The 13,552-nt window shown below is 61.8% G+C and carries 16 protein-coding genes; 9 read left to right on the top strand and 7 right to left on the bottom strand.

What is annotated here, in order from left to right; translation table 11 throughout:
* The first annotated feature begins 161 nt into the window (after positions 1-161).
* The gene (gene nadE / locus ACIPSK_RS24130) at positions 162-995 is read left to right on the top strand and encodes an ammonia-dependent NAD(+) synthetase (protein WP_162118115.1); all 834 of its coding nucleotides are present in this window, start codon (positions 162-164) and stop codon (positions 993-995) included.
* A gap of 39 nt (positions 996-1,034) precedes the next feature.
* On the opposite strand, the gene gstA is transcribed toward nadE, so the two are convergent.
* A complete protein-coding gene (gstA, locus tag ACIPSK_RS24135; protein ID WP_162118114.1) occupies positions 1,035-1,718 on the bottom strand; it encodes a glutathione transferase GstA in 684 nt (227 codons plus the stop codon).
* A gap of 115 nt (positions 1,719-1,833) precedes the next feature.
* Here gstA and ACIPSK_RS24140 point away from each other — a divergent pair, with 115 nt between their 5' ends.
* Positions 1,834-2,448 carry a TetR/AcrR family transcriptional regulator gene (locus ACIPSK_RS24140; RefSeq protein ID WP_162118113.1) on the top strand — a complete coding sequence of 205 codons (615 nt, stop codon included), beginning with the start codon at positions 1,834-1,836 and terminating at the stop codon, positions 2,446-2,448.
* Here ACIPSK_RS24140 and ACIPSK_RS24145 read toward each other — a convergent pair.
* Positions 2,445-3,680, bottom strand: a complete 1,236-nt coding sequence (locus tag ACIPSK_RS24145; protein WP_162118112.1) for a multidrug efflux MFS transporter — start codon at positions 3,678-3,680, stop codon at positions 2,445-2,447. The genes ACIPSK_RS24140 and ACIPSK_RS24145 overlap by 4 nt on opposite strands.
* Before the next feature lie 428 nt (positions 3,681-4,108).
* On the opposite strand from ACIPSK_RS24145, the gene ACIPSK_RS24150 reads away from it, so the two are divergent.
* The gene (locus ACIPSK_RS24150) at positions 4,109-4,453 is read left to right on the top strand and encodes a nuclear transport factor 2 family protein (RefSeq protein ID WP_017963491.1); all 345 of its coding nucleotides are present in this window, start codon (positions 4,109-4,111) and stop codon (positions 4,451-4,453) included.
* 20 nt (positions 4,454-4,473) lie between these two features.
* On the opposite strand, the gene ACIPSK_RS24155 is transcribed toward ACIPSK_RS24150, so the two are convergent.
* The 3 genes from ACIPSK_RS24155 to ACIPSK_RS24165 form a co-directional block, all read right to left on the bottom strand.
* Positions 4,474-5,205: a sulfite exporter TauE/SafE family protein gene (locus tag ACIPSK_RS24155; protein WP_017963492.1), complete on the bottom strand. Its 732-nt coding sequence runs from the start codon at positions 5,203-5,205 to the stop codon at positions 4,474-4,476.
* A 158-nt stretch (positions 5,206-5,363) separates the two neighbouring features.
* Positions 5,364-6,017, bottom strand: coding sequence for a class I SAM-dependent methyltransferase (locus tag ACIPSK_RS24160; RefSeq protein ID WP_162118111.1), 654 nt, complete (start codon positions 6,015-6,017; stop codon positions 5,364-5,366).
* 107 nt (positions 6,018-6,124) lie between these two features.
* The gene (locus ACIPSK_RS24165) at positions 6,125-6,451 is read right to left on the bottom strand and encodes a hypothetical protein (protein WP_017963494.1); all 327 of its coding nucleotides are present in this window, start codon (positions 6,449-6,451) and stop codon (positions 6,125-6,127) included.
* A 225-nt stretch (positions 6,452-6,676) separates the two neighbouring features.
* On the opposite strand from ACIPSK_RS24165, the gene ACIPSK_RS24170 reads away from it, so the two are divergent.
* Positions 6,677-7,279: a superoxide dismutase gene (locus tag ACIPSK_RS24170; RefSeq protein ID WP_003569477.1), complete on the top strand. Its 603-nt coding sequence runs from the start codon at positions 6,677-6,679 to the stop codon at positions 7,277-7,279.
* Positions 7,280-7,529: 250 nt separating this feature from the next.
* The gene (locus ACIPSK_RS24175; RefSeq protein ID WP_162118110.1) at positions 7,530-8,375 is read left to right on the top strand and encodes a metallophosphoesterase; all 846 of its coding nucleotides are present in this window, start codon (positions 7,530-7,532) and stop codon (positions 8,373-8,375) included.
* Here the strand turns inward: ACIPSK_RS24175 and ACIPSK_RS24180 are convergent.
* On the bottom strand, positions 8,372-9,280 hold the full coding sequence (locus tag ACIPSK_RS24180; protein WP_162118109.1) for an AraC family transcriptional regulator: 909 nt from the start codon (positions 9,278-9,280) through the stop codon (positions 8,372-8,374). The two genes, ACIPSK_RS24175 and ACIPSK_RS24180, sit on opposite strands and share 4 nt — an antisense overlap.
* Before the next feature lie 177 nt (positions 9,281-9,457).
* Between ACIPSK_RS24180 and ACIPSK_RS24185 the strand changes: the two genes are divergently transcribed.
* Complete coding sequence (locus tag ACIPSK_RS24185) at positions 9,458-10,228, top strand: SDR family NAD(P)-dependent oxidoreductase (RefSeq protein ID WP_162118108.1); 771 nt, start codon at positions 9,458-9,460, stop codon at positions 10,226-10,228.
* Between the two features lie 22 nt (positions 10,229-10,250).
* Here the strand turns inward: ACIPSK_RS24185 and ACIPSK_RS24190 are convergent, their stop codons facing one another.
* Positions 10,251-10,943: a helix-turn-helix transcriptional regulator gene (locus ACIPSK_RS24190; RefSeq protein WP_017963498.1), complete on the bottom strand. Its 693-nt coding sequence runs from the start codon at positions 10,941-10,943 to the stop codon at positions 10,251-10,253.
* Between the two features lie 129 nt (positions 10,944-11,072).
* Between ACIPSK_RS24190 and ACIPSK_RS24195 the strand changes: the two genes are divergently transcribed.
* The 3 genes from ACIPSK_RS24195 to ACIPSK_RS24205 all read left to right on the top strand — a co-directional run bounded on the left by ACIPSK_RS24195 (position 11,073) and on the right by ACIPSK_RS24205 (position 13,532).
* Positions 11,073-11,708, top strand: a complete 636-nt coding sequence (locus tag ACIPSK_RS24195; RefSeq protein ID WP_162118107.1) for a LysE family translocator — start codon at positions 11,073-11,075, stop codon at positions 11,706-11,708.
* 191 nt (positions 11,709-11,899) lie between these two features.
* Positions 11,900-12,340, top strand: coding sequence for a c-type cytochrome (locus ACIPSK_RS24200; RefSeq protein ID WP_017963500.1), 441 nt, complete (start codon positions 11,900-11,902; stop codon positions 12,338-12,340).
* 277 nt (positions 12,341-12,617) lie between these two features.
* The gene (locus tag ACIPSK_RS24205; protein ID WP_162118106.1) at positions 12,618-13,532 is read left to right on the top strand and encodes a c-type cytochrome; all 915 of its coding nucleotides are present in this window, start codon (positions 12,618-12,620) and stop codon (positions 13,530-13,532) included.
* Positions 13,533-13,552: the final 20 nt, after the last annotated feature.

Here is a 13,552-nt window from a genome sequence, read left to right on the forward strand (position 1 = left end):
TGAGGGGCAGCTTTATTGCTGTGAGGTCAGGCAGTTCATTCCCAAAACCCCAACGCCCACTTGCATAAAATGCATGGCAGGTTTGCCCAAAACGGCTTCGTCCTCCCCCATCTTTTCGCCATAGTGACACCGAAATTTCGTATGCGGGGAGGAAGAGGCTTATGACTGTGCTGTTCGACGAACAAGGCGAGATCATCCGCGAACTGGGTGTCGCCGCCGATATCGACCCTGAGCGGGAGATCGAACGGCGAACCGCTTTCCTCAAGGATTATCTCGTCGCCTCCGGCATGCGCGGCTACGTCCTCGGCATCAGCGGCGGCGTCGATTCGCTGACGGCGGCGCTGCTGGCTCAGAAGGCGGTGCGCGAGCTGCGGGAAAGCGGCCATGCGGCCGAATTCATCGCCGTGCGCCTTCCCTACGGGGTCCAGGCGGATGAAGCCGATGCGGTGAGGGCGCTGGAAACGATCGGGGCCGACCGCTCGATGGTGGTCAACGTCAAGGCGCCGGCGGATGCGATACTTGCCGCTGCGCTAAACGGCGGCCTCGCCTTTGCCGATGCCGGCCGCCAGGATTTCATCCTCGGCAATATCAAGGCGCGCCAGCGGATGATTGCCCAGTTCGCCCTTGCCGGGGCGCTTGGCAGCCTCGTCATCGGCACCGATCATGCGGCCGAGGCGGTCATGGGTTTCTTCACCAAGTTCGGCGACGGCGCCGCCGATATCCTGCCGCTCGCCGGCCTCAACAAGCGCCGCGTCCGCCTGCTGGCAAAACGGCTCGGCGCCCCGGACGAACTGGTGTTCAAGGTGCCCACAGCCGATCTCGAGGACCAGCGGCCGCTACGCCCCGACGAGGAGGCCTATGGCGTCAGCTATGACGAGATCGACGATTTCCTCGAAGGCAAGCCGGTCGGCGAGATCGCCCGCCGCCGCATCCTCGCCGCCTATCGGGCGACAGCCCACAAGCGCGCTTTGCCGGTGGCTGTGAGCGCCCTCTGACGGTCGCCCAAGCAGGATGCGTGCGGACGCGACCTGGATTTACGGCCTGACCGGCTCGCCCGTCCGTCCTGACGAGGCGAGATAGGCATGCGGCGCGAAATAGACGCCGTCGGCATCGAAGGCCTTGAGGTCTTCGGCCTGCAGCGCCTCGCGCACCTTCGGCCGTGCCGCAACACGGGCCATGAAGCCGTGCAGCGCCGGCCATTGCTTGAGATCGATATCGGTCCAGGGCGACCAGTTCAGGCAGACGAAGAGATAGGCATCCGCCACCGTGAACGCATCGCCGGTGAGATAGGGTCCGGCAAGACGACCGTTCAGCCATGTCAGCCGCTTCGATATCAGCGCGCGGACCTCCCCATGAACGCTGGAATAAATCGGATTGAAGAGCAGCACCATCGGCTTGTGCAGCTCGGCGGTGATGAAGTTGAGATAGGATTGCACCTCGTTGCGGCGGATATTACCGACCTCAGGCAAAAGGGCTGCCCCTTCGGGCACACTGTCGGCGAGGAACTGCACGATCGCCGGCCCCTCGGTCAGCACCTTGCCATCGTCGAGCATCAGCGCCGGCACATAGCCGTTGCCGTTGATCGCGAGATAATCCTCGCCGGTGCTCGTCCTGTGGGTCTGCCGGTCGACCTGGACGAGCTCGATATCGAGGCCCAGCTCCCGGCAGATGATGTGCGGCGAAAGCGAGCAGGCGGCTGCGTGCATATAAAGTTTCATTGCGGTTTCCTCTCCTTGGGGAGGCGGTCGATGCCGCCGGCCGACAGTGTTGAACATTTGTACTGTTTCGCATAAAATAACTCTCGTCAAGAATTTAATGCGAAACGGTACAAATATGAAAGACGAGAAGAAGCGCGGTCGCCCGAGGGCTTTCGACGCCCAGGCGGCGCTCGGCAAGGCGCGGGATGTCTTCTGGGACAGGGGGTTTACCGCCGCCTCGCTCGACAATCTGAGTGCGGCGACCAACCTCAACCGCCCGAGCCTTTACGGCGCCTTCGGCGACAAGGAGGATCTCTATCTCGATACGCTGGAGGGCTATCGGCAGGACGGCATGAATACGCTGGCCGAGGCGCTCGACCCGTCACTGCCGCTGCGCGACAATATCGCCCGCGTCTATGCGGGTGCGCTGGCGATCTATCTGCACGGTGAAACCGCCGCCCGCGGCTGTCTCCTGATCGGCACGGCATCGGCCGAGGCGGTCCAGCATGAGCGGGTCCGCGAGGTGCTCGGCCGCAGTCTCAACGATTTCGACGACGAGATTGAAAAGCGCATGCGCCTTGGCATGGAAAGAGGCGAGCTTCCCCAAAGCGCCGATCCGCAGATGCTTGCCAGGCTTGCCTCCGCCGTCATGCATTCGCTCGCCGTCCGCGCCCGTGCCGGCGACAGCCGCGAGACGCTGGAAGCGATTGCCCGCTCGGGCGTCGAGCTGATCTGTGGGAAAGCCCTTTAGCCGGATGTCTTAGGATCCCGCGGCCGTACCATCCAGGCATAGGCCGCGCCGGCGACAAGCAGCACGGAGGTGCCGAGGAAAACCGCCCGCATGCCGATATGGCCGCCGACAAAGCCGCCAAGGATGGGGCCGGCCACCTGGCCGACATACTGCGAGGAAATCGAAAGCCCGAGAATGCTGCCGGCCGCACTATCAGGCACGCTGTGGCGGATGACCGCGGCGATGCAGGGCAGCAGCCCGCCGAGTGCTGCGCCCATCAGGAAACGCAGGACGACCAGTTGCCAGGAACTGGTGACGAAGGCCTGCGGGATCAGCAGCAGCCCGGCGACGGCGAGCGCGCCTGCAATCACCGGCCAATGGCCGATCCTGTCGGCGAGCTTGCCGAGCCGTGAGGCCGAAAGAATACTGCCGAGGGCAGCCGCCGACATGACGATGCCCGATATCATCGTCACCTGCGATTCGACGGTCACGAGCTGGGCGACATAGACGGTGATGATCGGCTCGATCGACATATTGGCGAACATCAGCAGCATGCCCGTTGCCAGCATCGCGATGACAGGCCGCTTGTCGGCAATGGATTTCCAGCCGCCGCTGGCCTTGGCCGCCTGCTTGCGGGCCGGCGATTTCTCTTCCTTGATCAGGAAGGCTGTGGCGAGAAAGGCAAGGAAGATCATGCCGCCGGCGGCAAGAAACGTGCCGCGGATGCCGATGATCGGCGGCAGCGCCCCGCCGATCAGCGGCCCGACGAGATTGCCGGCCATGATGCCGGAGGAGAGCACGCCGAGCGCCCAGGCCGAACGATCCTTCGGCGTCTGCGTCGCCACCAGCACCATCGAGCCGGAGGCATAACCGCCGGCAAGCCCGACGAAGAGGCGCAGGGCCACCAGCTGCCAGACATTGCCGGCCATGCCCATCAGCGAGATCGCCAGCGTCATGCCGAGGCTGGCGCGCACCAGCATCAGCTTGCGGCCGTAAATATCGCCGAGCCGGCCCCAGAGCGGCGCGACCAGAGCCGCGGCGAAGAAGGTGGCGCCATAGGCGATGCCCGACCATTGCACGATGTCGGCATGGTCGCTGACGCCGAGTTCCTCGACATAAAGCGGCAGGAAAGGAAGCAGCAGCGTCATCGCCACGATCGTGGTGAAGGAGCCGATCAGCGAGATGGTAAGGTTGCGCTTCCAGAAGACCGAGCCCGGCCTGGCGCTGGCGGCGTCCAATTGCGTATCGGTCATTCTCTCGGCCTCGGCATTGATTCTACAGCGCCGCGCGTCTTTTAAGGCGCGCAAAGGACGCTGTAACACTTTGAAATCTGCATATTTCCTCAAATCGGTTCCGATTTGAGGAAATATGCGGCAAGCGAAGTTCCGCCGCGCCTAATGAAACGATGTGTCCTTTACCGCAGCGAGGAGATCGGCGCAGTGAATCTGTCCTGAGGTCGAGCTTTCGATGTCGAGCGCATGGGCCTTAGCGTCGCATGCGCCCGTCGTTCCAAGGCGGGTACGCGCTGATATAGCCGCTCTGTGGCCCGTCTTTCAAGACGGCGCTTCCGGGATCGGCGGCCTGTTTTTGGAAATTGCCGCTGCAATCTGGACCCTCTCAGGCAAAAGTGCTACAACAAGACCGATTGCATTACGCAATCGGTTAATTCGAGGACATTGCCATGAGCGATATGCGCACATCCCGAGAACAGACCGTCCGTCATCTCTACGCCGCCTATCTCGATGACCGCAAGGATATCGTCGGCGCCATGTTGACCGAGGATTTCACCTTCTCCAGTCCGCGTGACGACCACATCGACCGGGCGACTTATTTCGAGCGCTGCTGGCCGAAGGAGCCGGCCTTCCGCGGTTTTGACATCGAATTCCTGGCGATCGACGGCGACGAGGCGGTTGTCCGCTACTGCGCCGAAAAACGGGATGGCGGCAGCTTCCGCAACATCGAGAGCCTTCGCTTCCGCGGCGACAAGATCGCATCCGTGGATGTCTATTTCGGCCGGAATCTCTGATCCTAAAAGCGCAGCGATCTTCACAGGATCCGCATCGCCGAAGTGCCGATGATGATCATCGACACCGCCACCATCAGCGGCCGCACCGGCAGCCGCTTGACGAGGATCGCGCCGAAGGGGGCAGCGATGACGCCGCCGATGATCAGGCCGATCGCCGAATTGAGCTCCGACCAGCCAAGCGTCAGCAGGAAGGTCAGGGAAATCGTCAGTGTCACGGCGAATTCGGTGAAGTTGGTCGAGCCGATCACCCGCTTCAGGTCATGGCCGCGGCTGACGAGCGAACTAGTGACGATCGGCCCCCATCCGCCGCCGCCGATCGCATCGAGCACGCCGCCGCAGAACCCGACGGGCGGCACCATCCAGTCGCGAACATCCCGCTTCGGCGGCGGCCGAAAGGCCTTGTAGAGGATCACCAGTCCGATCGCGATCAGATAGGCCGACACGAAGGGCTCGATCACCTTGCCGTCGATATTGGCAAGCAGATAGGCGCCGATTGCGCCGCCGATCATGCCGGCCGGTGCAAGCCGCGCCACCAGGCGCCAGTCTACGTTGCGATGATAGGCATGCGACAGGCCCGAAGCGGCGGTCGTGAACATTTCCGCCACATGCGTCATGGCGCTGGCATTGGCGGCCGGCACCCCGAAGGCGAGAAGGCTCGTCGTCGACAGCACGCCGAAGGCCATGCCGAGTGCGCCGTCGACGATCTGCGCGCAGAAACCCACGACGATGAAGACGAAGAAATCCAATGTCATGCATTCCCCTCAGACAAACGGTAGCATTACAGCGCCGCGCGTCTTTAGACGCGCAAAGGACGTTGTAACACTTTGAATTGCCGCATAACTCCTTAAGTCGATTCCGGTTTAAGGAATTATGCGGCAGAACCCGCGACGCCGGGAAAAAGTTTCCGTTCTCAGGCGGCAATTCCGTGCTGCTTCAGCCGGATGATCTTGAAGAAGCCGTTCGGAAAGACCGGCAGAATACCGGCAGGAGCGAAATCACCGCGGCGCTCGGCCCAGGCGACGATGCGGTGAATACGGAAGGCGGAGGACCAGCCGATGTGACGCACCAGCGGCGCCACCGCCGTCTCGATCACGCCCTGCAGGCCGGCGCCGTCGCCAAGTTTGCTGGCAAGGATGATCTCGCCGCCCGGCCTGAGCACTCTCGCGCATTCGTCGAGCGCGCGTTCGGGCTCGGGGATCAGCGTGATGACGAAGGGCAGGCAGACCGCATCGAAAGACCGGTCGACAAAGGTGAGCGCATGCGCATCCATCACATCAAGCGCCTGCACATGCTGCAGCTTCTCGCGTCTCGCCTTTTCGCGCGCCCGCGCGATCATGTGTTCGGAAATGTCGATGCCGGTTACGCGGCAGTGGCGCGGATAGTGCCCGAGCGTCAGGCCGGTGCCGACGCCGATCTCCAGAATATCGGTGCCGGCCGCGGCGGCGAGGGCAGCAAGCTTGCGGTGGCCGTCGCGCAGGATGCCGCGATAGACCCGGTCATAGACCGGCGCCCAGCGCTGATAGATTTTCTGCTGATCTTCCGCCCTGCTGCGAAGCTCCGACATGCCTGCACCTCCCTAAAGCCCAGGCTGTCAACTCCTGAGCGTAGGCTTCGGTTCCCCAGAAATGTGACGCAGGCACAAACCAGCACGGTAAGTAACCTCATAGCGGCCTATTTCGCCGGCGTGAGCCCGAGCTTTGTGACATCCAGCTCGCTGCCGATCTCGACGGTTTTCTTTTGCTTGTCGTAGACGCAGATCTGGGCGATCAGCCCCTTGGCGCCCTTCGGCTTGCCTGTCACCAGGGCAAGCCCGTAATGCGAGCTGCCGAAGGGATCGACGGTGGCGCTGGGCTTTTCGATCGCGACCGCCGCCTTCTTGCATTTGGCCTCGACGTCGGCGGCGAGCTGCTTCCAGGCGTCATCGGAGGAGGCATGCGCCGCACCTGCCAGCGAAAGCAGGGCGGCCGCGGCGAGAGGCTGGATTATATTCCTGTTCATATCGGGGCTCCGTTGATCTCCATAACAGGCAAAGTGGTTTTCGGGGCGGGTATTCCCAATGATTTGCCCAGGCGATTTCTACGCACGACTCCAACCCGCAACTGAGGCAAATTTTCCTCCGGCCGGGTCGTTTTTTGATAATTCGCCGGTTGCCTCTCCCCCTTTCCCCTCCTATGTTCCGCCTCACCTGCCGAGACGCAATCTATTGCCAAGAGGAGATCTGACATGGCTTTCGAATTGCCTGAACTTCCCTATGATTACGAAGCGCTTGCTCCCTTCATGTCGAAGGAAACGCTGGAGTTCCACCACGACAAGCACCACAAGGCCTATGTCGACAACGGCAACAAGCTCGCCGCCGAAGCCGGTCTTTCGGACCTTTCGCTCGAAGACGTCGTCAAGAAGTCCTTCGGCACCAATGCCGGCCTCTTCAACAACGCCGCCCAGCATTACAACCACATCCATTTCTGGAAGTGGATGAAGAAGGGCGGCGGCGGCAACAAGCTGCCCGGCAAGCTCGAAGCGGCCTTTGCCTCCGATCTCGGCGGCTACGACAAGTTCAAGGCCGATTTCGCCAATGCCGGCGCCACCCAGTTTGGCTCCGGCTGGGCCTGGGTTTCCGTCAAGAACGGCAAGCTCGAAATCTCCAAGACCCCGAACGGCGAAAACCCGCTCGTTCACGGCGCCACCCCGATCCTCGGCGTCGACGTTTGGGAACACTCCTACTACATCGACTATCGCAACGCCCGCCCGAAATATCTCGAGGCCTTCGTCGATAGCCTGATCAACTGGGACTACGTCCTGGAACGCTACGAAGAAGCCACCAAGTAAGCGGGATCAGACTCGCCGCCATGGCGGCGATGTCGTCAGCCTGTTTGAATTTGACACCTGGCGCCCCAAAGCGCCGGGTGTTTTGTTTTCACGCGAAGCCGTCACATGCCTGTCATCGGCCGCTCCTAGAACAGGATGATTTTAGGCCGGGTCGGCCTAAAGTCTGAATCCTGTTCTAATTAAATGGTTAGAGCATGATGTCGTCCGAAAACCGCGCACACTTTTCGGCATCATGCTCTAGTCACGCCCCATGTCTTCTTCTGTTTCTCCCCTGTTCCGCTTCGGCATCATCGCCGACCCACAATATGCGGCCATCGCGCCGCACGTGGCGATGGACCGCTATTACGCCAACAGCCTCGCCAAGGTCGCCGCGGCGATCGGGGTCTTCAACGGCTGGGAATTGAGCTTCGTGATGACGCTCGGCGACGTCATCGACCGGAGCTTTTCAAGTTTCGACGATATCCTGCCGGTCTACGAGAAGCTCAGGCACGAGGCGCTCTTCCTGCTCGGCAACCACGATTTCTCGGTCTCTGCAGGACACTTGTCCGACGTCGCTGCGCGCCTCGGCATGCCGGCGCCCTATTACAGCTTCTCCCGCCATGGCTGGCGCTTTATCGTCCTTGACGGCAACGAGGTCAGCATCTTCGCGCCGCCCGAAGGCCATCCTCATCGTGCGCTTGCCGCTGAGATGCTGGCGGAGCTGCAGGCCAAGGGTGCCAGGAATGCCCATCGCTGGAATGCAGCGCTGAGCGACGAGCAGTTTGCCTGGCTTGGCGATGAAATCGCAAAAGCGGCCGAGGTCGGCGAGAGGGTGATCGTCATGAATCACTATCCGGTGCATCCGCCCAGTGAGCACGGCATGTGGGACAGCGAGCGCATCGTCGCGCTGCTCGCCTCTGAGCGCAATGTCGTCGCCTATCTCAACGGCCACGACCACGTCGGCAATTACGGCATCGCCGGCGCCTGCCACTTCGTCAATTTCAAGGGCGTGCTCGACACCGAGACGGAAAATGCCTTCGCGATCGTCGAGGTCCATGCCTCCAGCATCGAAATCCGCGGCTTCGGCCGCGAGGTGAGCCGCACGCTTTCCATTTAGCTGATTGCCGGCTCAGCCGGCATCGCCTTCATTTCACTGATGTCGCGCTTCGGTGGTGTCCCGAACATGCGGGCATATTCGCGGCTGAACTGGGAGGCGCTCTCGTAACCCACCTGATAGGCCGCGTTTGCGGCGTTGAACCCATCGGTCACCATCAGCCGCCGGGCCTCGAGTAGCCGCAACTGCTTCTGATACTGTAGCGGCGTCATCGTGGTCAGGATTTTGAAATGCTGGTGGAAGGACGAAGGGCTCATCCTAGCTGCCGCCGCAAGCTTTTCCACCCGGACGGCGTCCGCAAAATTACCGCGCAACAGGTAGATGGCCTCGGCCACGCGGCGCGTATGGCTGTCGGGCAATGCAAGCTTGCAGATCTCATCGCCATTTTTTCCGGAAAGCAACCAGAAACTGATCTCTCGCATGATTGCCGGATGAAGGATTGGGATCGCTTTGGGCACCGCGAGCGTCCGGATCAGTCTCAGTATGCAGTCCTGCAACTCGGGGCCGAATTCTTGTACGAAAACACCCGGGCCGCCGTCGCCTGCCGGCTTCGGCGGTGCATCCATCTCCTCCAGCACCTCGCGCAGGATAGTGACGTCGAGTTCCAGGTTGATGGCGATCATCGGCCGTTCGGCACTGGCTTTCGTCACCTGTCCGAAGGCCGGCATCTCGACGCTGATGATCAGCGCTTGCATCGCTTCGTAGTCGAAGAGGCGGTCTCCGAACATGAGTTGCTTGGCGCCATCGACGATGATGCAGAGCGCCGGTCGGTAGATCGCCGGTTTCGGCATGGAGAGAGTGCTGGAACGCATCAGGAAAAAACCGTCGATCGCGGTGGCAAAGAGCCCGTCACCTCCGCCATGTGCATCCATGTACCCATTGAGCTCCTGCTTCAGATCTGCGGACATCTTCGCCTCCAGTGAACGCGGATCTGTCTGCCGCGCCGGTGAGAATGATCTTAAGCCCTCAGCGCGGCTGGGCAAGGCGTTTGGAGGAATAGGCAAGAAATTGCCGGATTTCGGCATTCAGGATTCCAGGCTTGCAGTGCATAAAACCGGCCTGTCAAAACATCAGGAGTACCTGAAATGCCTAACCAGAATTCAACCTCGAAAGTCGCAATCGTTACCGGCGGAAGCCGCGGCCTGGGCCGCAATACGGTCGTCAATCTGGCAAGGAGCGGCGTCGATGTGATCTTGACCTACAACTCGAACCGCGACGAGGCGGAGAAGGTCGTCGCCGAGATCGAGGCGCTCGGCCGCAAGGCCGCCGCACTTCAACTCGATGCCGGCAACGTGGCGGCGTTCGATGCCTTTGTCGAAAGTGTACGCGTGGTCCTCAAGGGCTGGGGGCGTGAGCATTTCGACTTTCTCGTCAACAATGCCGGCACCAGCTACCACGCCCCGATTTTGGAGACGACCGAAGCGGAGATGGACAAGCTTTACAACCTGCATTTCAAGGGCGTCTTTTTCCTCACGCAGAAGCTCCTGCCGCTGATCGAGGACGGCGGCCGCATTGTCAACCTCTCCAGCGGTCTCGCCCGTATGGCCATGGTTGGCGCCTCGGCTTATGGCTCCATGAAGGGTGCAGTCGAGGTGCTGACGCGCTACATGGCCAAGGAGCTTGGCCCGCGCGGCATTGCCGTCAATACCGTTGCCCCGGGCGCCATCGAAACCGATTTCAGCGGCGGCATGGTGCGGGACAATCCGGAGATCAACCGTGCGGTCGCCTCTATGACCGCGCTCGGCCGCGCCGGTGTGGCCGACGATATCGGGCCGATGATCGCTTCCCTGTTGAGCGATGCCAATCGTTGGGTCAACGCCCAGCGCATCGAGGTTTCGGGCGGCATGTCGCTCTGAATAATCGCGATTGGGCGAATAGCTAGACGGCGATCGGTTTCTCCGTCCAACCGCTGGTCCAGAGTTCCCGCAACCGGTCGCCGTCGCCTTTGAAGAAATCTTCAGCCGTCGCGCAGTGCTCCACCCGGTCGCTGCGGAAATTGCGGATCGCCTGGCGCAACTCGCACCAGGCGACGATATTGGCGGTCTGCGAATAATAGATCAGCGCGATCGGTCGGATCGTCCGCTCGCTGGCGCGGCCGAGTTCGTCGCGGTAGCCGAGCATCAGCTTGCGTTCGTCGCGGATCGCGCGGCGCACGATAGCAAGGTCGAAGCCTGCCGGCTGCGCAATCGAGCCCCAGGCATAAAGCGCCTTGTTGTCCATCGCCTGGCGCAGCGGCGCCGGCACGGCGCCTGATATCTTCCGGTTGACCCGGCGCGCGGCCTGCTTCAGCTCCTCGTCCGCAGTGCGTTCGAGCAGCGCCAGCGACAGCACGATCGCCTCCATCTCCTCGATCGAGAACATCAGCGGCGGCAGGTCGAAGCCCGGCCGCATGATGTAGCCGATGCCGCGCTCGCCCTCGATCGGCACCCGCATCGCCTGAAGCGCGGCGATGTCGCGATAGATCGAGCGCACGGTCACTTCGAGCGTCTCGGCCATCGCCGCCGCCGTCATCGGCTTTCTTGCCAGCCTGAGGATCTGAATGATCTCGAAAAGCCTGGAGGCCTTGCGCATTTTACCTCTCCCATCCCAACGCTCCTGACAATACACTGTCAGTAGGGTTTGCGTATAGAGCCGCCTATCAGATTGAAATCAATCAGGGTCTTTTGAAAACGGCCTGCAGAACCGAAGGCGGTAACTGACATGAACTACCATGAAAACCTCTGGCTCTTCTTCACCCTTCTCTTCGGCATCATCATCGTGCCGGGTATGGACATGCTCTTCGTGCTCGCCAATTCGCTGACCGGCGGCGTCAAACGCGGGCTGGCGGCGACCGGCGGCATCATGGCCGGCGGCGCGGTGCATTCGGCCTATGGCGCGGCCGGCGTCGGCGTGCTCGTCACCATGCTGCCGCAGCTTTTCAACGTGCTGCTCTTTGCCGGCGTTGCCTACATGATCTGGATCGGCATCTCGCTGATCCGCAGTTCGATCACCGTCGAGGCGGTCGGGCCTGGAACGGCGCGCTCAGGCTGGCGCGCTTTTCGCCAGGGCGCTGTCACCTGTCTCGTCAATCCGAAGGCCTATATCTTCATGTTTGCCGTCTACCCGCAGTTCCTCAGGCCGGAATATGGCCCGATCTGGGCGCAGGGGCTGATCATGGGCGTCATGACTGTCGTCACCCAGTTCGCCATTTACGGCACGCTGGCGATGACGGCCGGCCGTAGCCGCGACCTGCTCGTCGCCAACCCTGACGTCACGGCCTTTGTCGGCCGCTTCGCCGGACTGCTGCTGGTTGCGGTCTCCGCCTTCAGCCTCTGGCAGGGGTGGAAAAGCGCTTGAGCGCCACTGCATGTCGCCCGGAAGTGTGCAGCGGTTCCGGGACAACGACATGCATAAAAGCAGAGAACGGCCTATCACATTGTTTTTATGATGATCCGGCAAAACGTGACTGCCCGGAGGCATGGATTTTGTCATGCTCCCGGTGCAGATTGGCCATCGGCCATCTTGGCCGAGGAAAAATGGAGAGGAATATGAATTGGAAAGCAATAGCTGCGGCTGTAGCGATGGCCGGCATGGCCTTCGGTTCGGTGACCGCCGCCGACGGCACCCATGATTCGCGCATTGCCTTAATGAAGCAGATCGGCGGTTCGGCTGGCGCGCTGGCGGACATCGCCAAGGGCACGAAGCCTTACGACGCCGAGGCGGTGAAGGCGGCGCTGACGAAGATTGCCGCAACGGCCAAGGTTTTTCCCGATCAGTTCAAGCCGGGCACGGAGACCGGCGACAAAGAGGCGAGCCCGAAGATCTGGGAAAACATGGATGACTTCAAGGCGCGCGCCGCCAAGCTCTCCACTGACGCCGAAACTGCGCTCGCCCAGCTTCCGGCCGATCCTGCCGCCGTCGGCGCCACGATAAACACGCTTGGCGCCAACTGCGCCGGCTGTCACAAGGCCTATCGTATCAAGGAGTGATAGGCCGACTGAGCAATTCCAGCAAAAGTGTGCAGCGGTTTTGCGCCCGGAATTGCTCAACAAACGACAGCAATTCCAGCAAAAGTGTGCAGCGGTTTTGCGCCCGGAATTGCTCAACAAACGACAGCAATTCCAGCAAAGGTGCGCGGCTTGCTTCCGCGTGACGCGGGGGAAATGGAACGCTCGGGATTCCGCGATCCGTGCCCGGCTTGCCGCCGGCGCGGATCGCTTTATGTGGGACCGACGGCGGCAACATTGGCAAAAAGGGAGGCGGCGCATGGTCCGCAGGTTCATCCGGTTACTGCTCTGTCTGATCGGCGTCGCTGTGCTCGGCGGCGGCACCTTCTATCTCGTCACCGCACCCGACCCGCTGCCGGCGAGCCATTGGGCGGGCCTCGGCGCGCCGGACCTGGCCAACGGCCAGTTGGTGTTCTGGGCAGGCGGCTGCGTCAGCTGTCATGCCGCACCCGGTTCCGAAGGCGATGCAAAGCTGACACTTGCAGGCGGCCTGGCGCTGAAGAGCCCCTTCGGGACCTTCCACGTGCCGAACATCTCACCCGATGAAAAGGCTGGTATCGGCGGCTGGACGCTTGCCGAGTTCGGCAACGCGATGAAACGCGGCGTCGGCCCGGGTGGTGAGCATCTCTACCCATCTTTTCCCTATGGCTCTTATTCCCGCCTAAGCGACAAGGACGTCAACGATCTCTTCGCCTTCCTGAAAACCCTGCCGAAAAGCACAGACGTCGCGCCACCGCATGAGCTGCCGTTCCCCTTCAACATCCGGCTGGCGCTCGGCGGCTGGAAATTCCTCTATCTCAACGATCAGCCGCGCGTGGCTCTCGCCAAGGGCGACGACAAGATCAAGCGCGGGCAATATCTCGTCGAAGGCCCCGGTCATTGCGGCGAATGCCATACGCTGCGTGATGCGCTCGGCGGCTTCAAGGCCGATATGTGGCTTGCCGGCGCGCCCAATCCGGAAGGCAAGGGCCGCATACCCGATATCACCCCGGCCTCCAAGAGTATCGGCTCCTGGAGCGAGGCCGATATCGCCAGCTACCTCGAAACCGGCTTCACCCCCGGTTTCGACAGCGTCGGCGGCTCGATGGTTGATGTGCAACGGAACATCGCCCGCCTGCCCGCCTCCGACCGCGAGGCGATCGCCGCCTATCTGAAGGCCGTGCCCAGTCGTTAGCGATGGAAGTAACGATGCCA

It is taken from the genome of Rhizobium sp. LARHSG275 (assembly GCF_052871115.1).